The organism is Fumia xinanensis, assembly GCF_014384905.1.
GTDB lineage: Bacteria > Bacillota > Clostridia > Oscillospirales > Ruminococcaceae > Fumia > Fumia xinanensis.
In genome coordinates, this window is the sequence record NZ_JACRSV010000002.1 from 598603 (window position 1) to 613202 (window position 14600).

Below are 14600 nucleotides of genomic sequence, written 5' to 3' on the forward strand. Positions count from 1 at the left end.
AACAATCTCTTAGAGAAAAAGGCTCCGAATAATCGGAGCCTTTTTTCATTGTGACGGCATCAAAAAACAGCCCGGGAAACAGTTCCCGGGCTGTTTGATGATTTCATTTTATTTTGCAAATTCACTGAAAGCGCGGTAGGTGGAATACACGTCGATTTTGCCGGTCACTTCAAATGGGGAGTGCATCGACAGAACAGGGACTCCCAGGTCTACCGTGTCCACATCCAGCTCGGCGATATAGGCTGCCACCGTTCCGCCGCCGCCCTGGTCGACTTTGCCAAGCTCGGAGGTCTGCCAGAGCACGTCGCCGTCGATGAGCATTTTCCGCACTTCGCCCATAAACTCGGCGGAAGCGTCGTTGGATCCGCCCTTACCCCGGGAGCCGGTGTATTTGAGCACAACGGTGCCGTAGTTTACATAGGCGCTGTTTTTCCGCTCGGACACGTCGGGGAAGGTGGGGTCGAAGGCCGCGCCTACGTCGGCGGACAGGCATTTTGATTTGCTGAGGACGGTTCTCGCCTCGATGCCGTGGGGTTTTGCCAGATCGGCGATGAAGTACTTGAGGTAGGCGCCTTTGAGGCCGGTAGCGCCGTTAGAGCCGATCTCCTCCTTGTCGGCGAAGATGGTGACGAGGGTTTTATGGGGATTTTCGGCCTCCAGCGTCGCTTCCAGCGATGTGAAGGCGCAGACCCGGTCGTCCTGGCCGTAGGAGCCCACCATGCTCCGGTCAAAGCCGATGTCCCGGGCCTTGAAGGCGGGAACGGCCTCCAGCTCGGCGGAGAGGAAGTCGCTTTCGATGATACCGTACTTTTCGTTTAAGATGCGCATGATGTTGAGCTTTACCTTCTCGCTGGCCTCGTCGTCCTTAAAGGGGCGGGAGCCGATGAGGAGGTTTAGTTCCTCGCCCTGGATGAGCTTGGGGGCGGGGCGCTTCATCTGCTCGTCGGCAAGGTGGGGAAGCAAATCGGTGACGCAGAAAACCGGGTCGCTTTCGTCCTCTCCGATAGAGACGGTGACTTTACTCAGGTCGGATTTCACGATGACGCCGTGGAGCGACAGGGGGATGGCGGTCCACTGGTATTTCTTGATGCCGCCGTAGTAGTGGGTCTTGAAAAGAGCCAGTTCGGCGTCCTCGTAGAGGGGGACCTGCTTTAAGTCAAGACGGGGGGAATCGATGTGGGAAGCCATGATTTTGACGCCGTTTTCCAGCGGTTCCTGGCCCATGACTGCCAAGATAAGGGATTTGTCCCGGTTTACGAAATAAACCTTGTCGCCGGGCATGTATTTGACGCCGGGCTGGAAGGGCTTATATCCCTTCTGCTCTGCCCGGGCCACGATGTACTCCACGGCCTCCCGCTCGGTTTTGCCCCGGTTTAAAAAATTCTTGTATTCCTCGCAGAATTGGTCGGCTTTTTGCAGCGTTTCGTCGTCCATGAGAAGGCCGCCGTTTTTCTTTTTCATGAGAAGCTCTTTTTCCAGAGTGGATTCTTTTTCGCTCATAACAATCATTCCTTTCAGGAAATGGGGGAGGATTTTGGCCTCTGCCCGGAAACTCCGGCGGCAGAGGCGCGGATGCGCCCCTTTTTCAGTTTAGTATATTCGTTTTTGAGCCGTTTATCAGGAATAAAGGCTCTGATACGCTTTTTGAGCTTGTAAAACGTCGTCTACATAATCGCTGGTAGTGGGGAAGGGGATGTTTTCGAGAGTCGTTCCGTCGGAGCTGTATCGCTCGTCCTGGAGCCACTTTTTCACATTGCCCCAACCGGCGTGGTAAGCAGTGAGCGCGTTCTCCGCCGAATCGAATTCAGTAAGCAACAGGGAGAGCAGATAGGTCCCGTACCGGATGTTCACCTCCGGGTCAAATATCTCGTCGTAAGAGGCTTTTTCGCCGGCGGGCATCTTGGAGTTCACCCAGTCAAAAGTCTCCTCGGTGATCTGCATGAGGCCCTTAGCGTCGGCCTTGGAGACGACGTTTGGGCGAAAACCGCTCTCGCACTTGATGACGGCGTAGACGAGATTTTCGTCCACGTTGTACTCCTGGGCGCAGGCAGAAACGATTTCCTCATATTTTTGGGGATACATCTGGTGAAGCATCAGCTTGTAGGCCCCGCCGATGACGACGATGCAGGCCAGAATGATCGCCGCCCAGATGAGCAGGTTCATCCCAGGCCCCCGTTCCTTTTTACCGCCGTCCGCACCGCTGCCCATCCGCTTTGCGATGAGCCGCCCCTGGTCGAGAAGCTCCTGTTCTGAGCCGTTGTTGCGGAGAATGTAGTCGGAGCGGAGAATGTAGAACCGGTCGTTATGCTGGGCAGACATCCGGTCCTCGGCTTCCTTGGAGGAAAGACCGTCCCGGCGCATGATCCGCTCTTTCCGTAGCTCCGGGTTTGCCAGCACCGATACCTTGCAGTCGCAGAGGCGCTGGGCGCCGCTCTCAAAGAGAGTGGGGGCATCCAAAAGAATTTTTTGTTCCCCTGCCTCCTGTAATTCCCGGATCTGCCCCTCGATCTTCTCGATGATGGGCGGATTCATCACAGCGTTTAATTTTTCCAGCTGTTCTTTATCAGAAAAGGTCTTGGCGGCTAAAAGGCGGCGGTCGAGCGTGCCGTCGGGCCGCAGGATTTCGTCTCCGAACACGGCGCAGAGCCGCAGGAGAACGTCCGGGTCGGCGGCGACTGTCCGGGCGACTTTGTCCGCGTCGATGACGGCGTAGCCCATGTCGGCGAAAACTTTTGTCAGAGTGGACTTGCCGGCTCCGGTCTGCCCGGTGAGGCCGACGACCACTTCTTTTTTCTTCTGTGACAGGAAAATCCCTCCTTTGTGGGAGCCGCTCCGCTATGGGAGCTATGAAAGGCCGGAATCCGGCGCGAATGTTTGTTGAAACAGAGGGGCCATCTGCCCACAGGATTCCGTCAATGGTTTGGCAATTCCGCGGGCGGAGCGTAAATCTAATGCGGCAGCGTTTGATTTTGACCCGCCCCTACAATAAATGAAAATCCCCATAGGGCAGGGGTATCACCCCCTACAGGCGTTCGGGTCAGACGGGATTTCCGTCCTTGCCGACAACGGTGAAGCCCGCCGCCCGCAGCAGCCGGTTGTACACCGCCAAGCCGATGCCGTCTTTCTGCGGCGCGCGGACATAAACGGTTTTGGCCCCCAGCTCGTCACAGCGGCGCAGACTGTCAAAGAGTACCTTTGCCTGGGACGGCTGGTCATCCTGAACGCCGAAAGAGAGGGTGGGAACCTGTAACAACGCTTCCTCCCCGTCGAAAACCATGGCGTAGACGCCGTTTTCCCGCCGGGCGTTGACAAATGAGGCGAAATCGGGAAGTGGAGCGTCTACGATAATCACCTTGGCTTTGGGAGAGTAGTGCTTATACTTCATGCCGGGAGAGGCGGCTTTCGTCCCCTCGTCCAGCTGATGGAGCACCCCGTCGTCGATTTCCACCGGAGCGTAAGCCCGGAGCTGCTCCGCGGTGATCCCGCCGGGCCGCAGCAGCCGAATTCTGTCCTCCATGACGGCAATGACGGTGGACTCTAAGCCCACGGCGCACGCACCGCCGTCGATGATCAGGGGGATTTTGCCCTGTAAGTCGTCGTATACATGGGAGGCCCTCGTGGGGCTGGGACTGCCGGACAGGTTGGCGCTGGGGGCGGCTAAGGGCAGGCCGCTCTCTCTGATAATCGCCTGGGCCGCCGGGTGGGCGGGGAAGCGGATGCCCACAGTGGGGAGGCCCGCCGTCACCTCGTCGGAGAGGCAGGTAGCTTTGGGGAGCACCATGGTCATGGGGCCGGGCCAGAAGGCCTTTGCCAGCTCGTAGGTAAGCTCCGGAGGGTTACTGGTCAGCGTTTCCATCATCGATAGGTCACAGATGTGGACGATGAGGGGATTGTCCTGAGGGCGGCCCTTGGCGGCGAAAATTTTTCGCACTGCCGCAGGATTTAAAGCGTCCGCCGCCAGCCCGTAAACCGTTTCGGTGGGGAGGCCGATGAGTGAGCCTTCCTTTAAAAGGGCGGCGGCCCGGGCGATGCTTTCCGGGGAGGCGGGGAGAAGCTGGGTTTCCATAAAAAAGGTCATTCCTTTCTGGGAATCGGGGTAAAATCACTGGAAAGCGAAAATACTTTACAGTTGAAAAATGGCTTGATACAGGGATTTTTTGAGTCTTCCCAAAAATCCTGCGTCAAAGGAGAAGGGCCTCAGCTTTCGGCCTGAGCGGCCAGCAGTTCCGCCTGATGGGCGGTGATGAGGGCGTCGATCACTTCGTCGATGTTGCCGTTTAAGAAATCCTCCAGCCTATAGATGGTCAGGCCAATGCGATGGTCACTGATGCGGCCCTGGGGGTAGTTGTAGGTGCGGATCCGCTCGGAGCGGTCGCCGGTGCCCACCTGGCTTTTGCGCTCGGCGGCGACGGCGGCTTCCTGTTCCCGGACCTTGGCTTCGTAGAGGCGGGAGCGGAGCACCTTCATGGCCTTTTCCTTGTTCTTCATCTGGCTGCGCTCGTCCTGGCACTCCACCACCACCCCGGTGGGCAGGTGGGTGATGCGGATGGCGGACTCGGTCTTGTTGACGTGCTGGCCGCCCGCGCCGCTGGAACGGTAAGTGTCGATCTGGAGGTCCACGGGGTTGATCTCAAATTCCACCTCTTCGGCCTCGGGGAGGACCGCCACCGTGACGGTAGAGGTGTGGACCCGGCCCTGGGTCTCGGTCTCGGGGACCCGCTGGACCCTGTGGACGCCGCTTTCGAACTTCAGGCGGGAATAGGCCCCCTCGCCGTCGATGCTGAAGGAAATTTCCTTGAAGCCGCCCAGCTCGGTGGGGTTGGCGTTAATGACTTCCACCTTCCAGCGCTTCTGTTCGGCGTACATGGTGTACATACGGTAGAGGGAATTGACGAAAAGCGCCGCCTCCTCGCCGCCGGCGCCGCCGCGGATTTCGACGATGACGTTTTTGTCGTCGTTGGGGTCCTTGGGGAGCAGGAGGATTTTCGCTTCCTCCTGGAGCCTGTCGATGGCGGCACGGCTCTCGTCGTACTGCTCCTGCAACAGCTCCTTAAAATCCTTGTCGAGGCCGCCGGCCTCCAGCATGGATTTTGCTTCCTCGAAGTCGTCAGAAGCCTTTTGGAGCTCCTTGTACTTCTCGACGATGGGGGTGAGGCTTTTGTATTCCTTCATAAGATCCCGATACTGGTTTTGGTCGTTGATGACATTGGGGTCCATGAGTTTTTCGTTGATTTCATCGTAATGGTCCGCGATGAGTTTTAATTTTTCTAACATAAATTACCTCCAAAGATGAAAAGGGAATGTGGGATGGACGCCGGGGAACGCTTCTATAGAAAAGATAGAAGCGAAACTTATTCCAAAGAGAAAACGTCCGCGCTTTTTCAGGCAAAATACCGGTTACCGGCTTTTGGGGGCGGCGTTTCCAATGCGTTGAAACAAAGCGCTAATCCTCGCCGCTTGACTCCACCCGTTTGACGCCCTTTTCCGCTTTGGAGCGGGGAATCATGATTTCGTGGCCGCATTTTTGGCAGCGGAGCTTGAAGTCCATGCCGACTCGCAGCACCGAAAAACGGTTTTCGCCGCAGGGATGGTTCTTTTTCATGATGAGGGTGTCTCCGACTTTGATATCCATTGCGGCACCTCCTTTGCCGGATGATTGGTTATGGAAAATTTGTCCATACTTTTATAGTATACCACTGTTTGGCGGCAGTTGGCAAATTTTTTTGGAAACAAATGCTGAATTTTTCAAAAACAAGAGCAATACCCTGTTTTTGGCTGGAATAACCGGGCGCAAAGGGGCGAAAATACAAATGTATCAAAGAAAGAGCGTAAAATTCGCTCAAAATAGAAAAATATAGGAAAATATGGCATGATGCGAAGTTTTGGAGCAATGAGAGAAAATGCAGTTGGCGAGAGGGGAAGCGCAGGAATACACGGTTTATTCCACATTTTGCTGCGTCCCGTGCGCTTTACGCCCGCCCAAACGGTGCTTTTGACGGAAACTACGCATGATGCGTTGTTGGGATAGGGTATGTTATCGAATCGGCCCATTGTGGGAGCGGCAGGGGCGGCCGACTCGGGAGAGAAAGGATGAGAGGTATGAAGGTTTACGCGCAATTTGACAGCATCGATGAGGCGGAAAACGCCGCCCGAGACCTGCGGCGGCGTTGTGAGGGAATCAAGGCGGTGAAAATCCGCTACCGGGAAGTGGGGGAAGTGGCTCCGGATTTGCCGGTGAGCTCCTTCGCACTTTTTGACAGCGGCGATTATTCGCTGAGCGGCAACGGCGCCCACGGGGTCAGCGAAAGTTTTTCCCCGGCGGTGTATTTCGATTCGGATTTCGCCGACGTGCCCACCCGGGAGATGCTGGACGGCCCAAGGGGCCGGGTGGACTGCTCCATGGACGTAGTGGTGGAGGATTACTCGGCCGACAGCGTGGCCCACATACTGCGGTCGGCCCACGGGAGAAAGGTGAGCATTTTAGGATAGAAAATCTTTCTAAAAACCAGCGGACCTATGTTCAAAAGAAAATCCCGGCAGGCTGGAGTAATGAGCCTGCCGGGATTTTCTGCCATAAGTAAAGCGCAATCCCGCGTGGGAGTTATCCCACGCGGGATTAGAAATTGTCGTTTCGTTTTTTGCGGATGGCGATGTTGATGGGCCGCAGGCCGTGGTCGTAGCCGCAGCGGACAGCGGGATAGGAGCCGCCGTAGTCGTGGCCTTTGCTGAAATAGACCATGTAGTGGGCCTGACCGACGATAAAGCGGTACAACTCCCGGCAGGAAGCGTTCGACGGGGGATAGAGGCGGTGTACTTCGTCGAAGGAAAGCCGCCACTTGCCGATGACAGCGGGGTCGTCAGAGAAGAGGACGATTTTGAAGCGGACGGTGAAAAAGTGCCGGGTGCGCAGGGTGTGGAGCGCTCGCAGGCAGGCCTGCTCAAAAGGCGCCAGGCCGCAAAACAGAAAGCGGTTGATACCGTGAACCAGGAGGGTCTCCAGCTCGTATTCGATGGTGGGCTCGTAGCCTTTGATGAGGTTTCGACGGCCGATGATGCAGCAGGTACTAATTTTTAGGATAGCGTAATCCATAAATTTATTCTCCTATTAGTGATAATGTGAGGAATACGTCACATATTTGAATTAGTGATATATCATCCTCATAAAAAGCTTTAGTGAATTATCATATGTTTATAAATCACTAATAGGAGGTTTTAAATGAAAACTCACGAAGCAGTTGTTCGCAGGATTGTACAATTGTGCCAAATGAAAGGTACTACTCCTTACGGAATCAGTCTCATATCAGGTGTCCCTCAAGGGACGCTGAAGAGCATTTTAAATGGAGAAAGCCAAAATCCGGGAATTGTAAATATCAAAAAGTTATGTGATGGATTTGAGATAACATTAGGTCAATTTTTCAGCACTCCTGAATTTGATGCGTTAGAACAAGAAATTGAGTAACAGTAGATATGATACCTCTTATTTTGAATCTTAGAGTATTTCCTAATTAGTGATATATCACTAATTATAGCATAATAAATGATTAGTGATATATCATCCTCGTGTAAATTTTTAGTGAATTATCATATGTTTATAAATCACTAATAGGAGGTTTTAAATGAAAACTCGTGAGGCGGTTGTTCGCAGGATTGTTCAGTTGTGTAAGGAAAGAATTACAACGCCCTATGGAATTGCCAATCAATCAGGTGTTTCGCAAGCAACGTTAAAGAGCATTTTAAATGGATCCAGTAAAAATCCTGGAATCGTAACCATTAAAAAGTTATGCGATGGATTTGAGATAACCCTGGCTGAGTTTTTCAGCACTCCCGAATTTGATGCGTTAGAACAAGAAATTGAATAGAGCTATGGAAAGTGAGCCTATTTATACACTCCACAAGTAGGGGCGGGGCTTTGCCGCTGCGTTTCGGTGATAGGACGGGAACGAAAAAACCAACCGCAAAAAAACAGACGAACCATAACCGGTTCGTCTGTTTTTCGTTCCGTATCTTTACGCCGCCTTATTTTGACCCTGCGCTTCGGCGATGTACCGCTGGACCTGCGCTTGATACACGTCAAAGCTCGTGTTGCCGCATTGGAGCAGCACCCGGTGGAACTCCACGGGGTCGAAGCCGTCTCCAAGGGCCTCCTGGGCTTCGGTTTTCATCTGTTCGAAATAGAGGCCGCCGGCGTAGTAGCTGAGATAGTTGCCGGGGCTTTCCAGGCAGAGGTCGTACTGGGCGTTGGACGCCTCCAAAGTCATATTTTCGCTGAGGCGCTCCTTTAGGAACTTAAGGGCTTCCTCCCGGCTCCATCCGTCGTAATGGATGCCGATGTCCAGAAGCCCGATGACACAGCGGGTGTACTGCTCACTGTACCACATGGCGTCGGTGCCGGCGCGGTATTTTTCCGGTATGTAGCTCATGGCGTAGCCCTCGGCGTAGTTGGCCCAGCCCTCCGCCGAACCGGCGAACTCCGTCAGGGAGCGGACGGCGGGGAAGTCCATGGTCTGATAGAAGGTGTACTGGTACATGTGGCCGGGGAAGCTCTCATGGGCGACGGTGCGGTAATTGCTTTGGTCAAAGGCACCGTTTAATTTGATCACTTGGGGGTCAGTGGGGGCGGCGTCCACCTTGGGGGTCCGGTAGGAGGCGGGGCTGTAGTTCTCGCTCATGGAGGCGGGGACCTGCTCCACTCTGTAGTTCGGCATGGGAACCTCCGGGAAATCGGCCTTGGAGGCCTCGTAGAGTTCCGCGATCAGCTCTTCGGCAGAAGTGAGCTCAGTGAAAACGGGGTTTCCGTTTTCGTCAGTAAACCGTTCGGCGTCCTTGTTGTCCCAGATGGAGCGGAACATGCCGATGTAATTTTTCACCATGGCTTCTGTGAGCATGAGGCGGATGTCCTCGATGCCGTCGGTGGTGCCCACCTTCTGCTGGACCAGCTTTTCGTAGTAGGCCCTGCCGTCGGGCTGTTTCGCCAGGCCGCCGTCCGGGGTTTTGACCGTGATGGACTCAAGCTCTCGCTGGAGGGTGCGGTAGGCGTTCACCAGGTCGTTTTGGACGAGTTTTTTGTTCTTCTCCTTGGCGGAAGCCTTTTCCGCACCGGTGAGGAAAGCAACCCGGTCGATTCGCTCGTCAAAGGACTCGAGGAGATAATCGGTGGAGTTGCTCACAAAGTTTTTGCACTGCTGGATGGCGGCCTCCATAATGGCAGGGGTGAGGCCCATGCCTTTGTCCTGGCGGAGCTGTTCGTTTTCCGCGTATTTCACAAAGGTCGCCTTGGCGGTTTGCAGCAGGTTAAAATAGCTGTCCAGGTCCGCTTTGCGGTTGAAGGTAAACTGCATCAGGTACATGGGAAGGTTCGCCTGGGTGCTCAGATAGCCGCCCAGATAATTGTTGTTCTGGTAGGCGTAGGGGACGAGGGCTTTGTTGAGATTGAGGTAATCCTCCAGGGTGTCGTAGGTAATCTGCTGGCTGCCGGTGAGCTTGTTGGCATCAAACTCATGAAGGGCCTGCAAAAGGGCGTCGTATTCCTGTGCTCCTTCCCGATAAAGGTCCCGGGATGGCACGTAGGGAAGAGTGAGCAGGGCGGTTTCGTCGAAGCCGAAGGCCGCCGGATCGTTGAAATTAGAGTTGACGCCCAGGTTTTGGGAGGACATCATCAGGGAGGGAAGGGCGTCCACGAATTCGTCGAACCGCTCCGCCTGGGAGGGGGCGGATGTAAAGGACATCATGGACAGGGAAAGGGCGACGGCTGCGGCAGCCGCGGCGAAACGTCTGGTTTTTGTCATCGGTGAACCTCCTGTATGGCGGCAATTTGGCGGATGATTTGCAGATAATACCAATATAGCAAGATAATGTGACGAAAAAGTGACGGTTTTTTCAAATTCTCATGGAAATTTCCGGAAAGGGGCGGATTTTGTGCGGGAAAGGCAAAAAACCTCGGCTTTGCCAAAAGAGTTATGAAAAAAGACAGCCCCCGGTTAACGGGAAGCTGTCTTTGCTGTTCAGACGGCTTTGCGGGCCGCCAAAGCGGTGGCGACGTAATTATCCGCCTGTTTTTGATAGATGGGGAAAGTGGTGCTGCCGGCTTTTAAGAGCTCCTGATGGAACTGCACCGGGTCAAAGTCGCCGCCCAGGATGGTTTGAGCCTCGGCGCGCATCTGCTGGAAATAGAGGCATCCGACGGCAAAGGGCAGGTAACTCCCCGGGTTTTGCAGGCAGGTGTTATACCAGATGTTCGAGTAATCGAGGGTGGCCTTTTCGCTGAAATACTCCTGGAAGAACTGAAGGGTTCGTTCCCGAGTCCAGCCGTCGTAATGGATGCCGATGTCCATGAGGGCGCTGAAGCAGTAGTTTTTCATGGTTTCGTAATAGGCGTACAGGGCCGAGGGGCGGTACTGCTCCGGGACGTAGCTTGCGGCGTATTCGGCGGCGTAATTGGCCCAGCCTTCCGCCGCGCCCTGGAATCCGATGAGCTGCCGGATGGCGGGCAGGCCCATGATTTCAGTGAAATTGTACTGGTACATGTGGCCGGGGATGGTTTCGTGGGCGATGACGTTCAGTTTGCTCCGGTCGAAAGCGCCGTTCAATAAAATGAGCTGGGGGTCGGTGGGGAGGGCGTCCACCCTGGGGTTCCGGTAGGCGGCGTCCTCGAAAAAGGCGCTGACCGGGGCGGGCACCTGCTTTACCGTGTATTTGGGCTTGCCGATGGTGGGAAAATCGGTCTTGGAGGACTCATACAGAGAAGAGATCAGCCCTTCCACCGAGGTTTTGTCGGTGGTGAGCAAGTTGCTGTTCTGATCGAAGAGGAGCTTCCCGCCCGGGTCGTTTTGAATCTCCTTCATCTTTTGGTCGTACATTTTCATGCCGTCCATGAGGAGCTGACGGATGGCTTCTATGTTATCGCGGGTGCCCACTTTGGCCTGTATAAGCTTTATGTAATAGGCCCTGCCGTCCGGCCGGGCGGCGAGGCCTCCGTCGGGGGATTTCACCTTGATTTTCGCAAGCTCTCGCTTGAGGGTCCGATAGGCGTTTACAAGGTCTGTTTTCACCAGCTTTTTATTCTGCTGCTTGGCGTCCGCTTTCTCGGCGGAGGTGAGATAGGAGGCGGCGTTGATCTGCCCGTCGAAAAACTGAATCAGGTAGTCGGTGGAGCCGCCCGCAAACCGGTCGCACTGCTCCATGACGGATTTGAGGCTCACTTCCGACAGGCCCACCCCTTTGTCCTGGCGTTCCTGTTCATTTTGGGCATATTTCACAAAGGTGGCCTTGGCGGTCTGGAGCAGATGGAAATAGTCGTTGATGTCGTCCTTCGACTGGAAGGTATAGAGGATCAGGGTCGCCGGAAGGCTGCACGCGGCGCCTAGGTAATCGTTGTCCAGATAGGCGTAAGGGGTGAGGGCTTTCTGCATTTCCAGGTAGTCCCGGATGGTTTCGTAGCTCACCTGCTGGCTCTGGGTGAGCTTGCTGTAGTCGAAGGAAGCGAGCGACTTGAGCAAGGCGTCAGTTTCGCCGGACCCCGCTTTGAGCCGATCGCTGATAGAGGTAAAGGGTTGCTCCGGAACGGCGGCCTGAAATCCAAAGGCCTGGGGGTCGTTGAACTGGAGATGGATGCTCAGATCGTGGCTGGATGTGAGGGCGGCGGGCAGCGAGGCCAAAAACTCATCGAACCGCGCCGGTTCGTCCGGAGCGGCGCCCACCGGCGCGCCGGCAAACGATATCATGGACAGGGAAAGCATTACTGCCGCGGCGGCCGCGGCCACTCGTTTCAATCGATTCATACAGAACCCTCCTATTGGATGAAATTCCTTAAATTATGATCAGTATATCAGGAAATTATGACGAAAATATGACCAAATTTAAATTTTTGGAAGTTTTTTGGCGAATTTGCCCGGTGGGAAAGTTGCGGTTTTGGGAGAATGGGAGTAAAATAGAAGAAACTTTTCCGCAAAAACGGTTTGCGCCTTTGCCGCAAACAGAACAGCGGCTCAAACAAACGGAAAGGAACGCGGATTTTCATGGAGCAAAACGACTTTTCCAAGGGCAGCGTCCCCCGCACCATCCTGCGGCTGGCGCTGCCCATGACGGTGGCACAGCTCATCAACGTTTTATATAACATCGTCGACCGGATTTACATCGGGCACCTGCCCGAGGCGTCCACCCTGGCGCTGACGGGACTGGGGCTCACCTTTCCCATCATCACCATCATCTCGGCATTTTCAAACCTCTTTGGCATGGGCGGCGCTCCCCTCTGCTCCATCGCGCGGGGCCAGGGGGACTTAAAGCGGGCGGAAGAAATTATGGGCAACTCTTTTGCCATGCTTTTGGGTTCAGGGGCGGTACTGACGATATTTTGCCTTCTATTTAAAAAACCAATCCTCTATCTGTTTGGGGCCAGCGCCGGCACCTTTCCCTACGCCGACGCCTATGTGACCATCTACGTCTGCGGCAGTGTGTTCGTCATGGTGGGGCTGGGGATGAACAGCTTCATCAACGCCCAGGGCTTCGCCAAAATGGGGATGCTCACCATCCTCATTGGGGCGGTGCTGAACATTTTGCTGGACCCGCTTTTTATCTTCGCGTTCAAGATGGGGGTGCGGGGTGCGGCGCTGGCCACCGTCCTGTCCCAGATGGCCTCCGCCTGCTGGGTGCTGCGGTTTCTCAGGGGAAAACGGGCGATTTTTAAGCTCCGGCGGGAGGCCATGGGCCTCAAATGGAAAACGGTGAAGGAAATCGTGTCCTTAGGCATGTCCGGATTCATCATGGCGGTGACAAACGGCCTGGTGCAGATCGTCTGCAACGCCACCTTGCAGCAGTGGGGCGGCGACATCTACGTGGGGGTCATGACGGTTTTGAATTCCGTCCGGGAAGTGCTGACCATGCCGGTCATGGGGCTGACAAACGGGGCGCAGCCCTTTTTGGGCTTCAACTACGGGGCGGGGGAGTACAAAAGGGTGCGAAAGGGCGTGGGATTCATGTCCGCCGTCTGCATCGGGTACACCGTTTTGGCCTGGGTGGCGATCATGCTCATCCCGGATGTGTTCATCCACCTCTTTAACAGCGAGCCGGAGCTGATCCAAAAAGGCGTCCCGGCCTTGAACCTCTATTTCTTCGGGTTCTTCCTCATGAGTTTGCAGTTTTCCGGGCAGTCCACCTTTGTGGCCCTGGGGAAAAGCCGCCAGGCCATCTTTTTCTCCCTGTTTCGGAAGGCGATCATCGTGGTGCCGCTGACCCTCTGGCTGCCGGGGATGTTCGGCCTGGGGGTCAACGGAGTGTTCCTGGCGGAGCCCATCTCCAACCTGATCGGCGGGGTGAGCTGTTTTGTGACCATGCTGCTGACGGTGTGGCCGTCCCTACGGGAGAAAAAGGGGGAAAACGGTTGACAAAGGGGCTTTTTTGCGGTAGGCTGAAACTGTAAATGAGGATGTTGGACGGGATTTCCTTTGGGGAAATCCCAACGACCCGAAAGGAGGCCGAACCCATGGAACGAATTCTCAGTTGCTGCGGCATCGTCTGTTCCGAGTGCCCCAGCTACCCCACCGAATGCGCCGGGTGCCCCGCCCTGAAAGGCCGGGTGTTCTGGCTCGACTATGTGGACGCGGATATCTGTCCTGTCTACAAGTGCTGCCTCGACAAGGCGGTGGAGCACTGCGGCAAATGCGGGGAGATGCCCTGCGAACGGTGGACCCGCTACAAAGACCCCAATGTGAGCGAAGAGGAAGGGGCGGCCGAGCGGGAGAAGCGGGCGGCTTTCCTGCGTCAAAGGGAAGAATCGGGCGAGTGAGGAGCCGGTGAAAACGGGCTTCCGGGCTGCTTTTTGTCCGGGATGTGACTCTAACGCGCTGCCCCCCATCGGAGAGCGGCTTTGGGGCAGATGGAGCCGGCTCCGCTCCCACAGAGGGGCGGAATGGTGAGAAGCGCCGCGAGGTCCGCCTTCAACAGATGTGAACGGCGGGAGTCCTGCTCCGCATCCCATGGGGCTGGCGCAAATATCAGACAAGTGAGGAAAACGGCATGGAAGAACTTCTAAAGCTCAAACGGGCAAGGGAATATATGCAGGCTCTGTCAGAGGGGGTGGACCCGCTTTCCGGGCTGGAAATCCCCGAGGACGACGTGGCAAACCAGGTGCGGCTCTGCCGGTGCTTTGCCTATGTGGCGTCGGTGCTCGACAAGGTCATCCAAAACGGCGGCGCGGTGGGCGGCGGCCCGAGGATCGTGGCGCGGCTGGGCCTCACCGAAGAGCAGAAGCAGGCGGTGGAACTGAGCGGCCGCCCCATCGGCATCACCGAGCTGGCGAAACGGATTTTAGCCGCGGCGGGAGTGGACCGGATGCGGGGGGTGTCGGGCGTCCACATGGCGGCGTGGCTCCTCGAGAAAGGATTCCTGGAGGAGGAGTTCGACGACGAGGGGGAGCTCCAGCGGGTCCCCAGCGAGACGGGGACCGCTCTGGGTATCACGAAAATCATGCGGGAGACCACCTACGGGGTGAAGCCCATGAACCTCTACTCCCAGGAAGCCCAGCAGTTTATATTGGACAACCTGGACGAAATACTCTGCTGGAAAAAGTCGGGGAAAAAATAGGGAAAGCCGGGAACCGTAAGGGT

15 protein-coding genes are annotated in these 14600 nt (G+C 55.7%); 7 read left to right on the forward strand and 8 right to left on the reverse strand.

The genetic code is table 11. From position 1 onward, the window contains the following. Nucleotides 1–108: 108 nt before the first annotated feature. The 5 genes from H8710_RS09325 to H8710_RS09345 form a co-directional block, all read right to left on the reverse strand. Complete coding sequence (locus H8710_RS09325) at nt 109–1500, reverse strand: aminopeptidase (protein ID WP_249295234.1); 1392 nt, start codon at nt 1498–1500, stop codon at nt 109–111. A 117-nt stretch (nt 1501–1617) separates the two neighbouring features. Beyond that, on the reverse strand, nt 1618–2784 hold the full coding sequence (coaE, locus tag H8710_RS09330; RefSeq protein ID WP_249295235.1) for a dephospho-CoA kinase: 1167 nt from the start codon (nt 2782–2784) through the stop codon (nt 1618–1620). Between the two features lie 253 nt (nt 2785–3037). Further along, nucleotides 3038–4078 (reverse strand): L-threonylcarbamoyladenylate synthase, encoded by a 1041-nt coding sequence (locus tag H8710_RS09335; RefSeq protein ID WP_249295236.1) that lies wholly within the window; start codon nt 4076–4078, stop codon nt 3038–3040. 119 nt (nt 4079–4197) lie between these two features. Further along, complete coding sequence (prfA, locus tag H8710_RS09340) at nt 4198–5274, reverse strand: peptide chain release factor 1 (RefSeq protein ID WP_249295237.1); 1077 nt, start codon at nt 5272–5274, stop codon at nt 4198–4200. Between the two features lie 169 nt (nt 5275–5443). Continuing rightward, entirely contained in the window at nt 5444–5632 is a 189-nt protein-coding gene (locus H8710_RS09345) for a DUF951 domain-containing protein (RefSeq protein ID WP_249295238.1), read from the reverse strand. On the opposite strand from H8710_RS09345, the gene H8710_RS09350 reads away from it, so the two are divergent. Further along, complete coding sequence (locus tag H8710_RS09350) at nt 5622–5858, forward strand: TetR family transcriptional regulator (protein WP_249295239.1); 237 nt, start codon at nt 5622–5624, stop codon at nt 5856–5858. The two genes, H8710_RS09345 and H8710_RS09350, sit on opposite strands and share 11 nt — an antisense overlap. Nucleotides 5859–6099: 241 nt before the next feature. Further along, nucleotides 6100–6489, forward strand: coding sequence for a hypothetical protein (locus tag H8710_RS09355; RefSeq protein WP_249295240.1), 390 nt, complete (start codon nt 6100–6102; stop codon nt 6487–6489). 127 nt (nt 6490–6616) lie between these two features. Here the strand turns inward: H8710_RS09355 and H8710_RS09360 are convergent, their stop codons facing one another. Then, nucleotides 6617–7090 carry a hypothetical protein gene (locus tag H8710_RS09360; protein WP_249295241.1) on the reverse strand — a complete coding sequence of 158 codons (474 nt, stop codon included), beginning with the start codon at nt 7088–7090 and terminating at the stop codon, nt 6617–6619. A gap of 126 nt (nt 7091–7216) precedes the next feature. Between H8710_RS09360 and H8710_RS09365 the strand changes: the two genes are divergently transcribed. After that, nucleotides 7217–7459 (forward strand): helix-turn-helix domain-containing protein, encoded by a 243-nt coding sequence (locus H8710_RS09365; protein ID WP_249295242.1) that lies wholly within the window; start codon nt 7217–7219, stop codon nt 7457–7459. Nucleotides 7460–7616: 157 nt separating this feature from the next. Then, entirely contained in the window at nt 7617–7859 is a 243-nt protein-coding gene (locus H8710_RS09370; RefSeq protein WP_249295243.1) for a helix-turn-helix domain-containing protein, read from the forward strand. A 147-nt stretch (nt 7860–8006) separates the two neighbouring features. On the opposite strand, the gene H8710_RS09375 is transcribed toward H8710_RS09370, so the two are convergent. After that, the gene (locus H8710_RS09375; RefSeq protein ID WP_249295244.1) at nt 8007–9785 is read right to left on the reverse strand and encodes a DUF885 domain-containing protein; all 1779 of its coding nucleotides are present in this window, start codon (nt 9783–9785) and stop codon (nt 8007–8009) included. A gap of 216 nt (nt 9786–10001) precedes the next feature. Further along, on the reverse strand, nt 10002–11777 hold the full coding sequence (locus H8710_RS09380; RefSeq protein ID WP_249295245.1) for a DUF885 family protein: 1776 nt from the start codon (nt 11775–11777) through the stop codon (nt 10002–10004). Between the two features lie 237 nt (nt 11778–12014). Here H8710_RS09380 and H8710_RS09385 point away from each other — a divergent pair, with 237 nt between their 5' ends. From H8710_RS09385 to H8710_RS09395, 3 genes are all read left to right on the forward strand, one after another. Continuing rightward, nucleotides 12015–13379, forward strand: a complete 1365-nt coding sequence (locus tag H8710_RS09385) for an MATE family efflux transporter (RefSeq protein WP_249295246.1) — start codon at nt 12015–12017, stop codon at nt 13377–13379. A gap of 98 nt (nt 13380–13477) precedes the next feature. Continuing rightward, the gene (locus H8710_RS09390) at nt 13478–13780 is read left to right on the forward strand and encodes a DUF3795 domain-containing protein (RefSeq protein WP_249295247.1); all 303 of its coding nucleotides are present in this window, start codon (nt 13478–13480) and stop codon (nt 13778–13780) included. A 230-nt stretch (nt 13781–14010) separates the two neighbouring features. Beyond that, complete coding sequence (locus H8710_RS09395) at nt 14011–14577, forward strand: hypothetical protein (RefSeq protein ID WP_249295248.1); 567 nt, start codon at nt 14011–14013, stop codon at nt 14575–14577. Nucleotides 14578–14600 lie beyond the last annotated feature (23 nt).

Excerpts from the sequence above, each read along its gene's own strand:
- prfA (WP_249295237.1), bottom strand. The coding sequence starts at position 5,274 with ATGTTAGAAAAATTAAAACTCATCGCGGACCATTACGATGAAATCAAC.
- H8710_RS09390 (WP_249295247.1), top strand. The coding sequence starts at position 13,478 with ATGGAACGAATTCTCAGTTGCTGCGGCATCGTCTGTTCCGAGTGCCCC.
- H8710_RS09370 (WP_249295243.1), top strand. The coding sequence starts at position 7,617 with ATGAAAACTCGTGAGGCGGTTGTTCGCAGGATTGTTCAGTTGTGTAAG.
- H8710_RS09365 (WP_249295242.1), top strand. The coding sequence starts at position 7,217 with ATGAAAACTCACGAAGCAGTTGTTCGCAGGATTGTACAATTGTGCCAA.
- H8710_RS09395 (WP_249295248.1), top strand. The coding sequence starts at position 14,011 with ATGGAAGAACTTCTAAAGCTCAAACGGGCAAGGGAATATATGCAGGCT.
- H8710_RS09355 (WP_249295240.1), top strand. The coding sequence starts at position 6,100 with ATGAAGGTTTACGCGCAATTTGACAGCATCGATGAGGCGGAAAACGCC.
- H8710_RS09325 (WP_249295234.1), bottom strand. The coding sequence starts at position 1,500 with ATGAGCGAAAAAGAATCCACTCTGGAAAAAGAGCTTCTCATGAAAAAG.
- H8710_RS09345 (WP_249295238.1), bottom strand. The coding sequence starts at position 5,632 with ATGGATATCAAAGTCGGAGACACCCTCATCATGAAAAAGAACCATCCC.
- H8710_RS09375 (WP_249295244.1), bottom strand. The coding sequence starts at position 9,785 with ATGACAAAAACCAGACGTTTCGCCGCGGCTGCCGCAGCCGTCGCCCTT.
- H8710_RS09335 (WP_249295236.1), bottom strand. The coding sequence starts at position 4,078 with ATGACCTTTTTTATGGAAACCCAGCTTCTCCCCGCCTCCCCGGAAAGC.
- H8710_RS09360 (WP_249295241.1), bottom strand. The coding sequence starts at position 7,090 with ATGGATTACGCTATCCTAAAAATTAGTACCTGCTGCATCATCGGCCGT.
- H8710_RS09385 (WP_249295246.1), top strand. The coding sequence starts at position 12,015 with ATGGAGCAAAACGACTTTTCCAAGGGCAGCGTCCCCCGCACCATCCTG.
- H8710_RS09380 (WP_249295245.1), bottom strand. The coding sequence starts at position 11,777 with ATGAATCGATTGAAACGAGTGGCCGCGGCCGCCGCGGCAGTAATGCTT.